We start from the raw sequence: 17,304 nt of genomic DNA on the forward strand, positions 1-17,304 counted from the left end.
GTGTGTTTCTCCTTGGTTTCTGGTGTGTGCCGGTGGATCAGGCGACGAGACGGGAGTCGGCGGACTGGTGCTTCTCGGCGTAGGCGGCGGCGGCCTCACGGACCCAGGCACCGTCGTTGAAGGCCTGACGGCGACGCTGCATGCGCTGCGTGTTGCACGGGCCCTGCCCCTTGACCACGGCCTTGAACTCGCTCCAGTCCAGCTCACCGAAGTCGTAGTGGCCGCGCTCCTCGTTCCACTTCAGGTCCGGGTCCTCGAAGTGGAGGCCGAGCGCCTCCGCCTGGGGGACGATCATGTCCACGAAGCGCTGGCGCAGCTCGTCATTGGAGAAGCGCTTGATGTTCCAGGCCATCGACTGCTGTGAGTTGGGGGAGTCATCGTCCGGCGGGCCGAACATCTGCAGCGCCGGGCCGTAGAAGCGGTTGATCGACTCCTGGGCCATCTGCTTCTGCTCGGGCGTGCCGTTGGCCAGCTCGTAGAGGATCTCCCAACCCTGACGCTGGTGAAAGGACTCCTCCTTGCAGATGCGCACCATGGCCCGACCGTAGGGGGCGTAGGAGGCACGGCACAGCGGCACCTGGTTGGCGATGGCCGCGCCATCGACCAGCCAGCCGATGGCCCCGATGTCCGCCCAGGTGCGCGCCGGGTAGTTGAAGATCGAGGAGTACTTGGCGCGGCCGTCGAGAAGCTGCTCGACGAGTTCGTCGCGGCCGGTGCCCAGGGTCTCGGCGGCGGAGTAGAGGTACAGGCCGTGGCCCGCCTCATCCTGGACCTTCGCCATGAGGATGGCCTTGCGCTTCAGGGAGGGGGCGCGGGTGATCCAGTTCGCCTCCGGCTGCATGCCGATGATCTCGGAGTGGGCGTGCTGGGAGACCTGGCGCGTCAGCGTCCGGCGGTAGGCGGCCGGCATCCAGTCCGTGGGCTCGATGCGGGAGTCCGCAGCGATGAGGCGGTCGAAGTTCTCCTGCCCGGCGACATCGGCGGGGGAGAGTTGGTCGGTCACTGTGGTCATCGGTGATCCTTCGCTCGGGTGAAGTTCGATAACTGGTTTATCGGCATTTAATAACCGATCGTTCGGTCAGTATATGGGGGAAGTGTGATCCATGTCAATGGCCCGGGTCACGTCCGCTGTTTTCTAGATGGAGCGGATTGCCCGGGAGGTGCCGCGGAATTCGGCGATGACCTCGCCGTTCACGGTGAGGGTGACGTCGGTGATGCCGTTGCGACCCCAGGTCCGGCGCTCCACGGCATGCCCCTCCACGACATCCCCCTCGCGGGCCGGTGCGATGTAGTGGATGCTCACCTGCGCGGCGACGGCGATGCTCCCGGAGGCGTTGCAGGCGCCGGCGAACAGGGAGTCGGCGAACATGAACAGGTAGCCGCCCTGGGCGGTGCCGTGGCCGTTGCACATCTCCGGCCGGATGGTGAAGTGGCCTCGGACGCCGTCTGTGCCGATGTCGGTGATGGTCATGCCGATGCCCTGGGAGGCGCGGTCGTTCTCGAACATGGTGCGGACATGGCCGTGGTCGGCACTCTCTGCGACGCCGGGGGCGAGGATCTGGTTCATGGGGGCTCCTGGGGCTCTAGGGTGAGTTACCGTCCGGTCGGTCGGTATTGTGGGGTCAGTGTACGTGATCCCAGTCACCCCGTCACCGGAACAGTTGAGACAATGGGATGATGTGGTGGCCACCGGCCGCCTTAGTCCCGATACGCCCATGCCCCTGATTCAAGGAGACCGACCATGCCTTCTGGCGCTGCCCCCACCACCACGAGCAACCGGGGCCGTCCCGGCTACGCCCGCGGGGATGTCATCCGCATCGCCGTCGAGGAGTTCAATGCGCGCGGTTATGAGGCGACCTCGATGGGCGCCCTCGCCGAACGTCTGGGGCTGAGCAAATCCGCGATCTACCACCACATCACCTCCAAGGAGGAGATCCTCGTGGAGGCCACCGACAAGGCCCTCGCCGAGCTGGGGGACGTCGTGGATCATGCGCTCGCCGAGACCGATGAGCCGGTCGGGCAGCTGCGGCTGCTCATCGCCGGCACCACTCGGGTGCTGTGTGAATACCCCGCCTATGTCCGCCTGTTGCTGCGTCTGCGGGGCAATACCGAGGTGGAGCTGGGGATCATGGCCCGGCGCCGGGTGATCACCCGCACCCTCATCGACGTCGTCGACCGGGCGCGCGCCGAGGGTTCCCTGCGGACCGACCTTGATTCGGGAGTCGTGGGCCGGCTCATCTTCGGCATGATCAACTCGATCGTGGAGTGGTATCAGCCGGACGGGAAGTACTCCCCGGAGGACCTCGCGGCCCTGACGCCGCAGATGGTTTTCGAGGGCATCGTCCGCGGTGATGGTGCTTCCGGGGGTGCCGGATAATAGGCGTGAGCTGCGGTGGGGTCCCGGTCCGGGGGTGGGGTCCGAGGTCTGATTGTGGCCTGTGTCGGGAATCTCGCCGGAATGTGTTGCGCGCAACACCATCTCCCCTGTAACCTCTGTCACATACTTCCTGACCGATTGGTCGGTTAGTAAATGGTATTCACAACCCTGCCAACCACGGTCCCGGTTCCGAACACCGGTCATGACCGTAGGAAAGGAACGCAACCGTGGCTTCCGCACTTGACATCGTCTCCACCCTCAATGGCCCGCAGACCGGGATCGAGTACGCCTCCCGTGACGAGATCACCGCGCTCCAGACCGAGCGCATGAAGAACACCCTGCGTCACGCGTACTACAACGTCCCGCACTACAAGAAGGCCTTCGAGGAGAAGGGTGTGCACCCGGACGACTTCCGGGAGCTCAAGGACCTCACGCTCTTCCCCTTCACCGACAAGTCGATCCTCCGGGAGAACTACCCCTTCGGCATGTTCGCCGTACCCAGGGAGCAGATCTCCCGCATCCACGCCTCCTCCGGCACCACGGGCCAGCCCACCGTCGTCGGTTACACCCGCAACGACATCGAGACCTGGGCGACGCTGGTCGCCCGATCCCTGCGTGCCGGTGGTGTCCGTCCCGGTGACCGCGTCCAGGTGACCTTCGGCTACGGCCTGTTCACCGGCGGTCTGGGTCTGCACTACGGCGTGGAGAAGCTCGGAGCAACCGTCATCCCGACCTCCGGCGGTCAGACCGACCGCCAGCTGCAGGTCATGCGGGACTTCCAACCCGACGCGATCGTGGGCACCCCTTCGTACATGCTCAACGTCCTCGACCGCATGCGTGCCGAGGGTATGGACCCCCGCGACACCCCCATGCGCGTCGGTATCTTCGGCGCCGAACCGTGGACCGAGGGCATGCGTCAGGACCTCGAGCAGGGCTTCGACCTCGACGCCACCGACATCTACGGTCTCTCCGAGGTCATGGGCCCCGGCGTCGCGCAGGAATGTGTCGAAACCAAGGACGGCCTGACCCTCTGGGAGGACCACTTCTACCCCGAGATCCTCGACCCGGTCACCCTCGAGCCGGTGCCGGACGGGGAGATCGGCGAACTGGTCATCACCCCGATGACCAAGGAGGCCTTCCCGGTCGTCCGCTACCGCACCCACGACCTCACCCGCCTGCTGCCGGGCACCGCCCGCTCCATGCGCCGCCTCGACCGCATCAGCGCCCGCAACGACGACATGATCATCCTCCGCGGCGTGAACTGCTTCCCCTCCCAGTTCGAGGAGCTCATCGTCGAGGACAAGAACCTGCGCCCCCGCTACCAGTGCGTCCTGTCCAAGCGTGGCCGCATGGACCACCTCACCCTCGTGGTCGAGCACGCCCCGGGTCGCACCGCCGATGAGATCGCGCACTCCCAGCTGCTGCTGCGCAAGGCCGTCAAGGACCGCATCGGCGTCTCCGTCGACGTGGACATCCGTGACACCGTCGACAGCGGTGAAGGCAAGGCCAAACGGATCGTCGACCTCCGCAACTGATCTTCGTTCCCTCTCTCCACCTCACCTTTCCCCCACAGAAAGCCCACCGAGATGACCAACGACACCCTGGCCACCACCAGCGCCGTATCCTCGACGGATCCGTCACCGATCACCCCTGAGCACCGCCGGGTCCTGGCCGGTGCCATGGTCGGCACCACCATCGAGTGGTTCGACTTCTTCATCTACGCCCAGGCCGCGGCACTGATCTTCGCCACCCAGTACTTCAACCCCGCCTCCAGCGACTCGCCGACTCTCGCGCAGATCGTGGCATGGGCCTCCCTGGGTATCTCCTTCCTCTTCCGCCCGCTGGGTGCCGTCATCGCCGGCCATCTGGGCGACCGCCTCGGCCGGAAACCTGTCCTGGTGATCACCCTGCTCGGCATGGGTGGTGCCACCGTCGCCATGGGCCTGCTGCCCAACTACGCCGCCATCGGCCTGGCGGCACCGATCATCCTGGTGCTCCTGCGCATCCTGCAGGGTCTTTCCGCCGGTGGTGAGTGGGGCGGCGCCGCCCTCCTGGCCGTCGAGCACGCCCCCACCAACCGACGTGGCTTCTTCGGAGCCTTCCCGCAGGTCGGCGTCCCCGCCGGCATGCTGCTGGCCACCCTGTTCATGCTCGTACTCTCCGCGGCACTGACCACCGAACAGTTCAACGCCTGGGGCTGGCGCATTCCCTTCGTCTCCTCCCTCGCGCTGATCATCATCGGCTTCTGGATCCGCCGACTAGTCGAGGAATCCCCGGTATTCTCCGAGCTCGAGGACATGAAGAAGAAGTCCTCCGCACCGCTGTCCCTGCTCTTCCGCAAGCACTCCGGCCTGGTCGCCCTCGCCGCTCTGATCTTCGCGGGCGTCAATGCCGCCGGTTACCTCGCCATCGCCTACTTCGTCTCCTACGGCACCCAGGTCGTCGGCCACGACCGCACCACCGTCCTGGGCATCACCTCCCTCGGTGCCATCGCCTGGATCGTCGCCACCCTGGTATTCGGCGCAATGTCCGACACCATCGGCCGCAAGCAGACCTTCGCGGTGGGTTACATCGGTTCCATCCTGTGGGCCGTACCCACCTGGCTGCTCATCGACTCCGGCGACGCCTTCCTCTTCGGTCTCGCCGTGGTCATCCTCGGTGTGCTCCTCGGCGCCACCTACGGCCCGCAGTCCGCGCTCTACGCCGAGATGTTCCCCGCCGAGGTCCGCCTCTCCGGTGTCTCCATCGGTTACGCCATCGGTTCCGTCATCGGCGGCGCCTTCGCCCCGATGATCGCGGCCCTGCTTCTCGACGCCACCGGCACCTCCCTGTCCATCGGCATCTACATCGCCGCCATCTCGCTGATCTCCCTCGTCGCGGTACTCAACGTGCCCCGCGGCATCCAGGGCAAGTCCCTGCACTAGCCTGTCCAGGATCGAAGCCGCGCCCTCCTCAGGGACGCGGCTTTCGTTTTTGTTTGCGCAGCTCAAGGAGTAAAAAGAGTGCGCAGCTGCGCACTATCTGCCGATGAAATCCGGGTGCTTCAGCCGCGCGGTCGCCTGGGGGATGGCCTCGACGATGCGTGAGGCGGACGTCGGGGCAGGGCCGTCCGGGGTCTGCGCGGAGAGCCACGCCGCCATGGCGTGGACCTGCAGGCCGTCGCAGGCACCGAGGAGGGTGATGGGGAAATCATCGACCTCCTGGTCTTCGACCCACGTGGCGGCCCGGGCGAGCCAGGCACCGATGATGCCGGCCAGCACGTCACCGGAGCCGGGGGTTGCGGCCCAGGAGGAACCGGCATCGATGGCCCACATGCCCAGGCGGGTGCCCGGGAAGGAAAGCACGGTGTGCCGCCCCTTGAGCAGCACCCCGCAATTCAGGGCATCGGAGAGGGCGCGAACCGCACCGAGCCGGTCGAGCGTGGGATCCGGGATATCCGTGTCCTCCAGCGACTCAGCGAGGCGGCGGAACTCTCCCTCATGCGGGGTCAGCAGCACGGAACCGGTGCGATCCCGAAGTTTGTCCCGCAGCTCCGGGTGGCGGCTGAGGAGGGTGATGGCGTCGGCGTCGATAAGCAGGGGTTCCGGGCGGTCGAGCAGTTCCGCCAGCTCATCGTGGGCGGTATCACCGGTCCCGCGGCCGGGGCCGACGACCCAGGCCTGGACGCGGCCGGTGTCGGCGACCGTGTCGGAGACGACCACTTCGGGCACGGCGCGCACGACCTCCAGCTTCTGGCTGCCGACGTAGCGGACCATGGCGCTGGTCGCCCGCACCGCACCCAGCGCGGTGAGCACCGCGGCACCGGGATAGGTCGCCGAACCCGCGCACAGGCCGACGACACCACCGGAGTATTTGTCATCCGCCGCACCCGGCTCCAGGGGTTCGTTGTTGCTGTAGGGCGACAGGGTCTGCAGCGGTGCCGGCCAGTCATGACGGACAGCAGGCACCGCACGGATGACCATGAGGTAGGAACCGTCATTGTCGATGACGTGGCGGAGCAGATCCCTGCTCAACATGCGCTCACCCAGGCCGATCTCCGCGATGATCACCTCCCCGCAGGCGGGGCTGACTGCATGTGCGTGGCGCAGCGCCCCGAAGGTGACGGTGACATCGGCGGTGACGTGGTGCTCCGGCAGGGCACCGGTGTCAGCGTCCACCCCGGAGGGCACATCCACGGCCAGGACAGGAATGTGGTGGTGCTCCCGGACGCGCTCCAGCCACGCCCCTAGCTCCCGGCCCAACCCGCCCGAGCCGCCGATACCGAGGATGCCGTCGATGACCAGGCGGTAGGGGCGCAGCTCCTCCGGCAGGTTATCGAGGATGGTGCCGCCGGCGGTCTGGAAAGCAGTGAGCGCACGCTCATGCACCCGGCCCTCCCGCCCGAGCAGCACCGCCTCCACCGGGTGGTTGGCCGCCAGCTCCGCACCCGCATAGAGGGCGTCGCCGCCGTTGCCCCCGGCCCCGACCAGCAGGAGAATGCGCTGATCCGTGGCCTGGAACTGCAGGAGACTGGGCGCCGGCGCCGCGACCATTGTTGCGGCGGCCACCGCCACGGCGTGCGCGGCCTGGCGCATGAGCTGGTCGGGGACGGACTGGGCGTCGAGAAGCACCTGCTCACAGGAGCGGATGAGATCAACCGGATAGGCGTGGCTTCGCAGGCTCATGGCCTCCAGGCTAGTCGGGGTGCTGAAAGCAATCTTCCCACCTGCTTACCAATCTGCATAACGCAGTGTTATGTTAAGTGGGAAGAGGGGTGGGAAGTGCCGTGCGGAAGGGTAAACCATGAATTCTCAAGAGCTGGCTGAACTGATCGATCAGCTGCGGGTAGCTGGCACCGATGTACAAAAGATTGAAGTTAAAAGCGGAGTTGGAAAAACAATCAAAAGAACCTTGAGTTCTTTCTCTAATTCAGGCGGAGGAACGATCCTCATCGGCCTGGAGGACAAGATATTCTGGCCGATCGAAGGATTTGATGCATCTGCCGCCCAAGATGCCCTGGCCACCTACTGCGGTCGGCTCACGCCCCGGGTCCGGCCAGATATTGAAGTGATCACAATAGACGGCAAGCCGATTATTGTCGTTAGCGTTTATGAGATGCGACCTGATGAAAAACCTTGCTATATAAGTGAGCAGGGGATGTATCAGGGAAGTTACCGCAGGACTGGTGACGGAGATATCAAGCTTAATACATACGAAGTTGACCGCTTGGTTGAAGAAAAAATTCAGCCCAGATGGGATGAAGAGCCTGTAGAGGAATCCACCAATGCAGATCTCGATAGGGGAATCCTGGATCCCTTTTTGAGTGGTCAGCGTCAGCTCCGTCCCCGCACCTTCTCCGATGGCGAAAAGGATGCGATGAAGAAGTTACGGATACTGAAAGGGGAAGCGCTGAGCCTGGCGGCCTTACTGGCGATGGGGGATTATCCGCAGGAATTTTTTCCTAGACTGACGGTAACTTTCGCTCTCTACCCGGGAACAGCAAAAGGAGACGTCACCACGGGCCTCAGGCTGCTCGACAGTGCTACTTTGACCGGATCGATCCCGGAATTGGTGGACAGCGCAGTCAGTATTGTCGCGAAGAATATGCGAACTGGTGGAATGATCGGAGATACGTTCCGGACTGGTCTGCCCGATTACCCCTTAGTTGCGGTTCGGGAGGCAGTGGTCAATGCCCTGATGCACCGAGATTACTCTCCACAGTCGCGGGGAACGCCGGTACAGATGGACATGTTCATTGATCGTCTCGAAGTTACCAATCCAGGTGGACTCTATGGGGGAGTCACCATGGCTACTCTCGGGAAATCTGGAATCAGTTCCTCTCGCAATCAACGGCTCGCTACTTTCTTGGAAACCATTGCCTATCCAGGCGGAGGGCATGTAGCAGAGAACAGGGGCACTGGTATCGCTGTCATTCAGTCTTCCCTGGAAAAAGCCCTCATGCCGCCGGCCGAAATAATCGGAGACCTCGTCAGCTTCCGAATCACGTTCCGTCGGCGCCGTGTCGCAGTAGAGGAAAAATATCTGACAGCTCAGGACCATGTCAGACAGGTGATGGCAACCCGAGAGTCAGCCAGCACAGCAGAGATAGTAGATGAGACACGGCTCAGTCGTTCGGCAGTGCAGAAGGCTCTAAATGAGCTGATTCAAGAGGGGTATATCGAGCACACTGAACCTCTCCGCAGCCCTCGGCAACGATATCGACGAGTTTCTCGTTAGCTGGTATCCGATATTTTTCCGTAGTGCGGAAAGAACGAGAAGCTAGTCACTCACCCCGGCTGACAGGAATCGCACCAGAAGAGGTTGCGGCCCTCCATCACCCGGTGGCTGATCGGGGTGCCGCACAGGTAACAGGGCAACCCGGCGCGACGGTAGACGTAGACCTCACCGCCGTGGTCGTCCTTGCGGGGTGCGCGTTCCATGGCCTCCGGGGTGTGCTCCGGGTAGACAGTGTCGATACGTCCGGTGCGCACGCCTTCGGCCATGAGGCCGACCAGGTCCAACCAGATGCTGTCGAACTGGGCCTTCGTCAGCTGGTTGCCCGGCAGGAAGGGACAGATACCCAGGCGGAAGAGGGTTTCGGCGCGGTAGATGTTGCCCACCCCGGCGAAGAGTTTCTGGTCCATGAGCTGGGAGCCGATGCTGCGGCGGGAGCGGCTGACCCGCGGCCACAGTAGTTCCGGGTCGGCGTCCGTGCGGATCGGATCCTCGCCGGATTTCGCCCGGGTCGCGGCATACTCCTCCTCGGTGATCAGCCGGCACCACTGTGGCCCGCGCAGATGGGCGGCGGTCGTGCCGTCGGAGATGCGCAGACGGATCTGCCCTTCCGCGGTGGCGGCGTCCTCGAATTTCAGCTGTCCGATCAGCCCGAGGTGGATGTAGACGACGTGTTCCGGGTGCGGGGTGTCGAAGAAGACGAAGAGATGCTTGCCCACGGCTTCGGCGCGTTCGATACGGTGGCCGTCGAGAAGCACCGCCTCCGACGAGAAACGGCCCTGCGGGGAGCTGACCTCCAGGTCGACACCCCGGAAGCCGGCGTTCAGGTCCCGCGCAAGACGATGGATGACATGACCCTCAGGCATGCGTGCCAGTCTATCCGGGGCTGCGGGGCGGGAACTGGGCGGCCTCGGGCGGGGAACGGTCAAGGATTATCCGTCTCTGACTCCCAGATCCACCACCGGATAACTTTTATCCGATGTTTTCATGTTGGTTCGACCCTGAATCAGGACTATCCATCGCTGCCACCCCTTCCTCCTTGAGTGGGTATCCAGGAACTACCCGGCCCGTCAGGGACGGAAGGGCGAAGCCTGGGACGGTGCGCGGTAGAGTCAGTGCAGTCACCCAGCACCTTCAATGTCGTCGGAGGACGCGCGCATGCCCCAGAGGATCGGTTTCGACCGCGAACGCTACATCGAACTGCAGTCGGAGCACATCCACGCACGACGCTCCGAGATCGGCGGCAAGCTGTACCTGGAGATGGGCGGCAAACTCTTCGACGACATGCACGCCTCCCGCGTCCTGCCCGGCTTCACCCCGGACAACAAGATCGCGATGCTGGAGCGCATCAAGGACGACGTCGAGATCATCGTCTGCCTCAACGCCAAGGACCTGCAACGCCAGAAGGTCCGCGCCGATCTGGGTATCCCCTACGAGGAGGACACCCTCCGCCTCATCGACGTGTTCCGCGAACGCGGCTTCCTCGTCGAACACGTCGTGATGACCCAGCTGACCGATGACAACCCCATCGCCCACGCCTTCATGGACCGGTTGCAGCGCCTCGGCCTCAACGTCTACCGCCACCGCGTCATCCCCGGGTACCCCACCGACATCCGCCGCATCGTCTCCGAGGAGGGCTTCGGCGTCAACGAGTACGTGGAGACCACCCGCGATCTCGTCGTGGTCACCGCCCCGGGCCCCGGCTCCGGCAAGCTGGCCACCTGCCTGTCGCAGGTCTACCACGAGTACCAGCGCGGCGGGAAGGCCGGATACGCGAAATTCGAGACCTTCCCCATCTGGAACCTGCCGCTGGAGCATCCGGTGAACCTGGCGTATGAGGCCGCCACCGCCGACCTCGACGACATCAACGTCATCGATCCCTTCCACCTGGCGGCCTACGGCCGGCAGGTCACCAGCTACAACCGTGACGTTGAGGTATTCCCTCTGCTGCGTGCTCTGCTGGAGACTCTCGCGGGGGAGAGCCCCTACCAGTCGCCCACGGACATGGGCGTGAACATGGTGGGCCACTGCATCTCCGACGATGCCATCTGCCGGGAGGCCTCCCGGCAGGAGATCGTGCGCCGCTACTACAAGGCGCTCGTCGACGAACGCCGCGACGATCTCGACGACATCGTCTCCTCCCGCATCGGCATGATCATGTCCAAGGCGCGCACCACCACGGAGGACCGCCGCGTGGTGGCACCCGCTGTATCGGTGGCGAAGCAGACCGGCCAGCCGGGCTGCGCCATGGAGCTCGCCGACGGCACCATCATCACCGGCAAGACCTCCGAACTGCTGGGCTGCTCCGCGGCGGTGCTGCTCAACGCCCTCAAACACCTGGCCGACATCGACCCCGAGCTGCACCTGCTGTCCCCGGAATCGATCGAACCGATCCAGTCCCTCAAGACGGAACACCTCGGCTCCCGCAACCCCCGCCTGCACACCGACGAGGTGCTCATCGCGCTCTCCGTCTCCGCGGCACGTTCGGAGGATGCGCGCCGGGCCCTGGCCGAGCTGAAGAACCTGCGGGGCTGCGAGGCCCACACCACCACCATCCTGGGTTCCGTGGATGAGGACATCTTCCGCAACCTCGGCGTGCTGGTCACCTCCGAGCCGGAGTACTGGCGGAAGTCGCTGTACCGCAAACGTTGATTCTCCTGGAAACATTGATGAAACTTGCTCCATCATAGATGCATCTATGATGGAGTCATGAACATCATAGATGTTGCGGAGCAGATCAGATTTCTCCAGGAGCTGGGTGGGGACACCTGGAATATCGAGGCCAAATCCGCTGCTGAGGGCTATCCGGAAACAGTGGATGAAACCTTGAGCGCCTTCGCCAACATGCCGGAGGGAGGCCTCCTGCTCCTCGGAGTATCAGAGCTCAAGGGCACTGTAGAGGTGACCGGGGTCCAGAAGCCGACAGAGCTAATGGCCACTTTGGGTTCAAAGGCCCGTACCCGCATCACACCTCCCGTCAGGTTGGGGGCAGTGGAACAGCACACCATCGACGGCCGCGAGATTGTCGCCTGTGTCATTCCTCCCCAGGATCCCGCGCTGCGGCCATTCCGGGTGGGGAAAAACGGTCCGGCCTTCATCCGCTCCGCTGACGGCGATTATGAGCTGAGTGAACCTGAGGTCGCCGTGATGCTGGCCCAGCGGGAGGCACCTCGATTCGATGTACGGCCGGTACCGGGGGCGGATGTCGCCCGGGACCTGGATCCCGACCTCCTGGAGCAGTACCTCAGCAGGAAGAAACAACAGGCTCCCCGGTTGCAGAACCTTGACCGCCCCGAACTGCTCGTCCGCACCAATGTGATGGATGCACAGTCAGGTTTTCCCACCGTGGCGGCTGTCTACGCACTAGGCATCCATCCGCAGCAGTTCCTGCCCACGTTGTCGGTCAAGACCCGGGTGCTCCCCGCCGAGGGGGACAATCCGGATGTCCGCCTACGCAACCAGAAGGACTTCGCAGGACCCGTCCCTGACCTGCTGGAGTCAACTCTGGAGTGGATCGCCTCCAACATGGGCACCTCAGTTATCTTCGATGCCCGCAGCGGTCACGGGCGGGATGTATTTGAGCTGCCCCTGGTTGCCCTCCGTGAGGTTGTGGCCAACGCACTGGTGCACCGGGATCTGTCCCCGTCGTCGTTGTCCTCCTACATCAATGTAGTGAAGCGGCCTGGAGAACTCCGGGTCACCAACCCGGGCGGCTTGTGGGGGTTGACCACCAGACAGTTGGGTGCAACCCCTCCGAGTGCACGTAACCCGGTGCTCTATGAGATGTGCCGTTCGATCATGACCAATGACGGTAACCGCGTGGTGGAGGCGGCGGCCAGTGGTATCCCGGCCATTCGCCTGGCTCTGCAGGAAGCACATCTGCCGGAGCCCTGTTTCCGGGACTCCGTGATCCGGTTCGAGGTTGCACTGTCCTCGGTCTCTCTCTTCTCGGCGGAGGAGTTGGCCTGGTTGGCATCCTCACCGCAGCTGGGGCAGTTGACGGCGGGGCAGCGGCTGGCCCTGGTGTCCATGAGGCGGGGTGAGGAAGTCACCAACGCCAGTTTCCGGGCCGAATTCCCGACCATGGATTCGGTGGAGGCCCGCCGCCAGCTCCAGGAACTGGTCCAGTACGGCCTGGCGAAGGCCGTGGGGCAACGCGGTGGGACGGTGTATGCCCACCCGGATGCCAGCGGTCCAGAAGATCGTCCCGGGGAGCATCAGACTCTGTTTGATCCGACTCCGCCGCGACGGCTGTCGGCCCAGGAGAAACGGCAGGCTGTCCTGAATGTGTTGGGCGCGGTGGCAGCACCGTTGTCGAAAACCGAACTTCAGGAGGCCACCCACCTTTCGGATGGGCAGATAAACCCCACGCTCACCGAATTGCGCAGGAGCGGGCTCGTGGAATTCACGGAGCCGGAGCGCTCCCCGAACCAGCGTTACCGCCTCGTCGAAAAGCAGGACGGCGACACGGGTTAGACTCACCGGCGTGGCCATCAGCAAGATTCTCCTGTACTACCGTTTCACCCCGATCGCCGACCCGCAGGCGGTGATGCTCTGGCAGCGCGACCTGTGCGAGTCACTGGGGCTGCGCGGGCGCATCCTCATCTCCGGGCACGGCATCAACGGCACCGTCGGCGGCGACATCGACGCGTGCAAGCGCTACATCCGCAAGACCCGTGACTACCCCGGGTTCAAGGACATGGAGTTCAAGTGGTCCGAAGGTGGCGCGGAGGACTTCCCGAAGCTCAGCGTGAAAGTGCGCGATGAGATCGTCGCCTTCAACGCCGCCGGGGAGATCAAGGTCGGTGAGAACGGAATCATGGGCGGGGGAGTGCACCTGCAGCCGGAGGAGGTCAACGAGCTTGTCGACGCCCGCGGCGACGACGTCGTCTTCTTCGACGGCCGCAACGCCATGGAGGCGCAGATCGGCAGGTTCCGCGACGCCGTGGTCCCCGACGTGGAGACCACCCATGACTTCATCGCTGAACTGGAGTCCGGCAAATACGACTGGATGAAGGACCGCCCCGTGGTCTCCTACTGCACTGGCGGCATCCGTTGCGAGGTCCTCAGCGCGCTGATGGTCAACCGCGGTTTCCGGGAGGTCTACCAGATCGACGGCGGCATCGTCCGCTACGGTGAGAAGTACGGCAACACGGGCCTGTGGGAGGGTTCGTTGTATGTCTTCGACAAGCGTATGCACGTGGAGTTCGGGGAGGACTACGAGCAGCTGGGCCACTGCATCCACTGCCGCGAGCACACCAACAACTTCATCAACTGCCTCAACGAGGACACCTGCCGCAAGCAGGCACTGGTCTGTGAGACGTGTGCGGCGCAGCCGGTGACCGCGCACTGCGGTCGGCCGGACTGCGCCGAGGTGGCCGGAGAGATCGCTGCCGGTTAGTCGACGCCGCGCAATATCTTACCTTGACGCGTCAAGCACGGGGCTTCGAGCAGCGACGATGCGCGCCAAGGTCGGCCGGACCGGTCAGATATTGCGCGCCGACCCCGCCGCCTACCCAGGGCACTAGTTGCTCAACGCCATGACCAGGATCTGCCAGGTCTGCAGCATCCACATCATGGCGAAGGGGATGAGCACCCAGAACACGCCCATCCAGGGACGCCAGCGGGTGTAGCTGTTGAGTTTGCGCACCATGATGATGGCGCAGCCGATGATACCGGCGGCGGGGACGATGCTGGTGAGGATGGGCCACCAGATCTGCCAGGACCGGGTGCACAGCCAGGTCGCTTCACCGGCTTCACAGAGCGGACCGCCCATCACGCGGGGCACCCACGCCAGGATGTAGGCGAAGACGACGGTGGTGATGATGGTCCCGAACAACCAGGTGACGGCCTGCCGGGTCGACTTCCGGTTGCGTTCGGCCTGGACGGCCGGGTCGGTGGAGGAGGCGAGTTCCTCGGCGGTCTGGGGCGTCGGCGGGCGCCGGTTGGCGAAGTCCGCGTCAGCGGTGAGGTCGTTCTCCGGGTGGTCGAGGAAGTTGCGCCAGCGTCCTCCATTGTTCTGCGGGGGATTCTTCTCCGAGTCACTTCCAGTCATGACCTCACCTTAGTCCCGGCGTCAATATCGGGGTGTGGGGTGCAGCAGCACGGGCACGTGGACGTGGCGGAGGAATTCGGTGGCGGTGGAACCGACGAAGACGCGCTCCAGCGGACCCGGCGGGGTGGAGCCGAGGATGAGGAGGTCGCCCTTCTTCCACTTGAGGGCGTCGATCGCCCCCGACCAGCCGACACCGGAGCCGATGTCCGATTCGACGGAGAGATCGGGGTGGAGGTCGCCGATGACGTCGTGGGAGCGGTCGAGGACGGCGAGGGAGTGCTCGCGCCATTCGTCGACAAGCTCGCTGGGGAAGTCGAACTTGTCGTGGAAGGGCTGGTCGACGATGCCGGAGGGGGAGAATGCGAGGATGCGCAGGTCCACACCCCAGCTGTCGGCCAGGTAGGCGGCGAAGTGGAGGGAGGGGTCGTTCTCGTCGACGGCGCTCTCCAGGAAGGCGTAGTTGACGCGGGTGACCCCCCGCTTGGCCAGCCGGACCGCGCGCGGGGCCAGGCCGAGTGGTTTGGGGGAGGAGTGCAGCAGCGCATCCGCGGTTGAACCGGCGAGGAAGCGGCCCTTCGGGGCGGCGGCGTCAGAGCCCAGGATGACCAGGTGGGCGTCGTAATCGTCGGCGGCCTCGCTGAGCAGCACGGATTCGGAGGGGCCCTCGAGGACGACGGAGATCTGCTCGTCCCAGTTCCGCTTGTCGACGCCCGCCGCATCCAACGCCTTCTTCACCGCCGACTCGCAGGCCGCGAGTTCCTTCTGGAAGGACTTGCGGTATTTGCCGCCGAGGCGGCTGAGGGAGGCGGCGGGCCAGGGACGGAGGAAGGTGGAGACGACGCGGATCTGGACGTCGGTGGTACGGCTCAGCCAGGCAGCGAATTCGAGGGCTTCGGTGCCGGGGGAATCGGGTCGCCAGGCGACCAGGATACGGGCGGATGCCTCAGAGGCGACGTGAATCGGGGATACCATTCTCTACCGGGGGTCAGAAGGGGTTTACCCCCCTATTATTGCCGTTCACCCTGCGTTCGTGTCAATCAGGTCCGCCCCGTAGCTGTCGGCGAGCTTGTTGATGATGTCGACGAGATCGCTGGCGCGCTCCAGATCCTCTTCGCTGAGGGTGCCGATCATCTCGGCGAGGTACTTGGTGCGCTCCTCCCCGACGCGCGCCAGTTCACTCTCGCCCAGGCGGGTGAGCCGCACGCGCACTCCGCGGCGGTCCTGCTCATCGCGGAGGCGTTCCACCAGCTCCCGCTGCTCCAGCTGGTGGAGTGCGTTGGAGGCTGTGGGCATGCGGATGCCTTCCGCGCGGGCGATCTGGCTGATCCGGGCCGGGCCGTTGTCCTTGAGCCGGGCCATGATCGACAGCTGCGGGCCGGTCAGATCGGACTGCTCGGAGATGCGGAAGTACATGACGTACAGCTTCGTCATCGCCGGCCGGATCCGGGCGGCGATGTCCTCGGGATGCGTTGATGCCATGTCCTCCGATCCTAGACACTTTCGCCCGGAAAACCGACTGTGATCTAGTCGTCGGCGCCGATGATGAAGGCCTCGAGCTGTGCCCGGGCCTCCTCGTCACCCATCTGGACCGGGGGGGACTTCATCAGGTAGGCCGATGCCGGGAGGACCGGGCCACCGATCTTGCGGTCGAGGGCGATCTTGGCGGCACGGACGGCGTCGATGATGATGCCGGCCGAGTTGGGGGAGTCCCAGACCTCGAGCTTGTACTCGAGGTTCAGCGGGACCTCACCGAAGGCGGTGCCCTCGAGACGGACGTAGGCCCACTTGCGGTCGTCGAGCCACTCGACGTAGTCGGAGGGGCCGATGTGGACGTTGCGGTCCTCGACCTTGCCGGCCAGCGGGCCCTCGTGCAGGTTGGAGGTCACGGCCTGGGTCTTGGAGATCTTCTTGGACTCCAGGCGGTCACGGTCGAGCATGTTCTTGAAGTCCATGTTGCCGCCCACGTTCAGCTGCATGGTGCGCTCGAGGCGGACGCCGCGGTCCTCGAAGAGCTTCGCCATGACGCGGTGGGTGATGGTGGCACCGACCTGGGACTTGATGTCGTCACCGATGATCGGGAGACCGGCGTCGATGAACTTCTGGGCCCACTCCGGGTCGGAGGCGATGAACACCGGCAGGGCATTGACGAAGGCGCAGCCGGCGTCGATGGCAGCCTGGGCGTAGAACTTGTCGGCCTGCTCGGAGCCGACGGGCAGGTAGGAGACGACAACGTCGACCTCGGCATCACGGAGCGCCTGGACAACATCGACGGCTGCCTCAGCGGACTCCTCGACGGTCTCCATGTAGTGCTTGCCCAGCCCGTCGAGGGTGGGGCCACGCTGGACGGTGACACCGGTGGTCGGGACATCGGCGATCTTGATGGTGCAGTTCTGGGAGGCGTCGATGGCCTCGGCCAGGTCCGTGCCGACCTTGGCGGCATCCACGTCGAATGCGGCGACGAACTCGACATCGCTGATGTGGTAATTGCCGAACTGGACGTGCATCAGTCCCGGCACCTTCTCCCCGGCCGGGGTGTCCCTGTAGTATTCCACACCCTGGACCAGCGAGGCGGCACAGTTGCCGACGCCCACGATCGCTACGCGAACCTTGCTCATTTATCCGTTCACTCCTTGACGCAGGCCTTATCGAAGTGTGTCGA

15 protein-coding genes are annotated in these 17,304 nt (G+C 64.5%); 7 read left to right on the forward strand and 8 right to left on the reverse strand.

Features of this window, described 5'->3' with window-relative positions:
- Positions 1–37: 37 nt before the first annotated feature.
- The gene (paaA, locus tag NYP18_RS10480; protein ID WP_259428134.1) at positions 38–1,012 is read right to left on the reverse strand and encodes a 1,2-phenylacetyl-CoA epoxidase subunit PaaA; all 975 of its coding nucleotides are present in this window, start codon (positions 1,010–1,012) and stop codon (positions 38–40) included.
- Between the two features lie 123 nt (positions 1,013–1,135).
- On the reverse strand, positions 1,136–1,567 hold the full coding sequence (gene paaI / locus NYP18_RS10485) for a hydroxyphenylacetyl-CoA thioesterase PaaI (protein ID WP_259428135.1): 432 nt from the start codon (positions 1,565–1,567) through the stop codon (positions 1,136–1,138).
- 174 nt (positions 1,568–1,741) lie between these two features.
- Between paaI and NYP18_RS10490 the strand changes: the two genes are divergently transcribed.
- The 3 genes from NYP18_RS10490 (at position 1,742) to NYP18_RS10500 (ending at position 5,301) form a co-directional block, all read left to right on the forward strand.
- Positions 1,742–2,377: a TetR/AcrR family transcriptional regulator gene (locus NYP18_RS10490; RefSeq protein WP_259428136.1), complete on the forward strand. Its 636-nt coding sequence runs from the start codon at positions 1,742–1,744 to the stop codon at positions 2,375–2,377.
- Positions 2,378–2,604: 227 nt separating this feature from the next.
- Entirely contained in the window at positions 2,605–3,912 is a 1,308-nt protein-coding gene (locus tag NYP18_RS10495) for an AMP-binding protein (protein ID WP_259428137.1), read from the forward strand.
- A gap of 51 nt (positions 3,913–3,963) precedes the next feature.
- Positions 3,964–5,301, forward strand: coding sequence for an MFS transporter (locus tag NYP18_RS10500; RefSeq protein WP_259428138.1), 1,338 nt, complete (start codon positions 3,964–3,966; stop codon positions 5,299–5,301).
- Positions 5,302–5,394: 93 nt separating this feature from the next.
- On the opposite strand, the gene NYP18_RS10505 is transcribed toward NYP18_RS10500, so the two are convergent.
- A complete protein-coding gene (locus tag NYP18_RS10505; protein WP_259428139.1) occupies positions 5,395–7,041 on the reverse strand; it encodes a bifunctional ADP-dependent NAD(P)H-hydrate dehydratase/NAD(P)H-hydrate epimerase in 1,647 nt (548 codons plus the stop codon).
- Between the two features lie 118 nt (positions 7,042–7,159).
- Here NYP18_RS10505 and NYP18_RS10510 point away from each other — a divergent pair, with 118 nt between their 5' ends.
- Positions 7,160–8,593 (forward strand): ATP-binding protein, encoded by a 1,434-nt coding sequence (locus NYP18_RS10510; RefSeq protein ID WP_259428140.1) that lies wholly within the window; start codon positions 7,160–7,162, stop codon positions 8,591–8,593.
- Positions 8,594–8,643: 50 nt separating this feature from the next.
- On the opposite strand, the gene NYP18_RS10515 is transcribed toward NYP18_RS10510, so the two are convergent.
- Entirely contained in the window at positions 8,644–9,456 is an 813-nt protein-coding gene (locus tag NYP18_RS10515) for an Fpg/Nei family DNA glycosylase (RefSeq protein ID WP_259428141.1), read from the reverse strand.
- 292 nt (positions 9,457–9,748) lie between these two features.
- Here NYP18_RS10515 and NYP18_RS10520 point away from each other — a divergent pair, with 292 nt between their 5' ends.
- Genes NYP18_RS10520 through trhO form a run of 3 tightly spaced genes read left to right on the forward strand, consistent with a single transcriptional unit; the run spans position 9,749 to position 13,991 of the window.
- Positions 9,749–11,242 (forward strand): DUF1846 domain-containing protein, encoded by a 1,494-nt coding sequence (locus tag NYP18_RS10520; RefSeq protein WP_259428142.1) that lies wholly within the window; start codon positions 9,749–9,751, stop codon positions 11,240–11,242.
- A 57-nt stretch (positions 11,243–11,299) separates the two neighbouring features.
- The gene (locus tag NYP18_RS10525; RefSeq protein WP_259428143.1) at positions 11,300–13,066 is read left to right on the forward strand and encodes an RNA/DNA-binding domain-containing protein; all 1,767 of its coding nucleotides are present in this window, start codon (positions 11,300–11,302) and stop codon (positions 13,064–13,066) included.
- Between the two features lie 10 nt (positions 13,067–13,076).
- On the forward strand, positions 13,077–13,991 hold the full coding sequence (gene trhO / locus NYP18_RS10530; RefSeq protein WP_259428144.1) for an oxygen-dependent tRNA uridine(34) hydroxylase TrhO: 915 nt from the start codon (positions 13,077–13,079) through the stop codon (positions 13,989–13,991).
- Positions 13,992–14,114: 123 nt separating this feature from the next.
- Here trhO and NYP18_RS10535 read toward each other — a convergent pair whose 3' ends face one another.
- From NYP18_RS10535 to NYP18_RS10550, 4 genes are read right to left on the reverse strand one after another with little or no spacing between them, the layout of a single operon-like run.
- Positions 14,115–14,645, reverse strand: coding sequence for a hypothetical protein (locus tag NYP18_RS10535; protein ID WP_259428145.1), 531 nt, complete (start codon positions 14,643–14,645; stop codon positions 14,115–14,117).
- A 21-nt stretch (positions 14,646–14,666) separates the two neighbouring features.
- Positions 14,667–15,617 carry a universal stress protein gene (locus NYP18_RS10540; protein WP_259428146.1) on the reverse strand — a complete coding sequence of 317 codons (951 nt, stop codon included), beginning with the start codon at positions 15,615–15,617 and terminating at the stop codon, positions 14,667–14,669.
- A gap of 45 nt (positions 15,618–15,662) precedes the next feature.
- Entirely contained in the window at positions 15,663–16,124 is a 462-nt protein-coding gene (locus NYP18_RS10545) for a MarR family winged helix-turn-helix transcriptional regulator (RefSeq protein ID WP_259428147.1), read from the reverse strand.
- 44 nt (positions 16,125–16,168) lie between these two features.
- Positions 16,169–17,260 (reverse strand): inositol-3-phosphate synthase, encoded by a 1,092-nt coding sequence (locus tag NYP18_RS10550; RefSeq protein WP_259428148.1) that lies wholly within the window; start codon positions 17,258–17,260, stop codon positions 16,169–16,171.
- Between the last annotated feature and the right edge of the window lie 44 nt (positions 17,261–17,304).

It is taken from the genome of Corynebacterium lemuris (genome assembly GCF_024919295.1).
GTDB lineage: Bacteria > Actinomycetota > Actinomycetes > Mycobacteriales > Mycobacteriaceae > Corynebacterium > Corynebacterium lemuris.

Bases quoted from the DNA above. Each gene is read 5' to 3' on its own strand.
- paaA (WP_259428134.1), bottom strand. From the start codon at position 1,012: ATGACCACAGTGACCGACCAACTCTCCCCCGCCGATGTCGCCGGGCAG.
- paaI (WP_259428135.1), bottom strand. From the start codon at position 1,567: ATGAACCAGATCCTCGCCCCCGGCGTCGCAGAGAGTGCCGACCACGGC.
- NYP18_RS10490 (WP_259428136.1), top strand. From the start codon at position 1,742: ATGCCTTCTGGCGCTGCCCCCACCACCACGAGCAACCGGGGCCGTCCC.
- NYP18_RS10500 (WP_259428138.1), top strand. From the start codon at position 3,964: ATGACCAACGACACCCTGGCCACCACCAGCGCCGTATCCTCGACGGAT.
- NYP18_RS10505 (WP_259428139.1), bottom strand. From the start codon at position 7,041: ATGAGCCTGCGAAGCCACGCCTATCCGGTTGATCTCATCCGCTCCTGT.
- NYP18_RS10510 (WP_259428140.1), top strand. From the start codon at position 7,160: ATGAATTCTCAAGAGCTGGCTGAACTGATCGATCAGCTGCGGGTAGCT.
- NYP18_RS10515 (WP_259428141.1), bottom strand. From the start codon at position 9,456: ATGCCTGAGGGTCATGTCATCCATCGTCTTGCGCGGGACCTGAACGCC.
- NYP18_RS10520 (WP_259428142.1), top strand. From the start codon at position 9,749: ATGCCCCAGAGGATCGGTTTCGACCGCGAACGCTACATCGAACTGCAG.
- NYP18_RS10525 (WP_259428143.1), top strand. From the start codon at position 11,300: ATGAACATCATAGATGTTGCGGAGCAGATCAGATTTCTCCAGGAGCTG.
- NYP18_RS10535 (WP_259428145.1), bottom strand. From the start codon at position 14,645: ATGACTGGAAGTGACTCGGAGAAGAATCCCCCGCAGAACAATGGAGGA.
- NYP18_RS10540 (WP_259428146.1), bottom strand. From the start codon at position 15,617: ATGGTATCCCCGATTCACGTCGCCTCTGAGGCATCCGCCCGTATCCTG.
- NYP18_RS10545 (WP_259428147.1), bottom strand. From the start codon at position 16,124: ATGGCATCAACGCATCCCGAGGACATCGCCGCCCGGATCCGGCCGGCG.
- NYP18_RS10550 (WP_259428148.1), bottom strand. From the start codon at position 17,260: ATGAGCAAGGTTCGCGTAGCGATCGTGGGCGTCGGCAACTGTGCCGCC.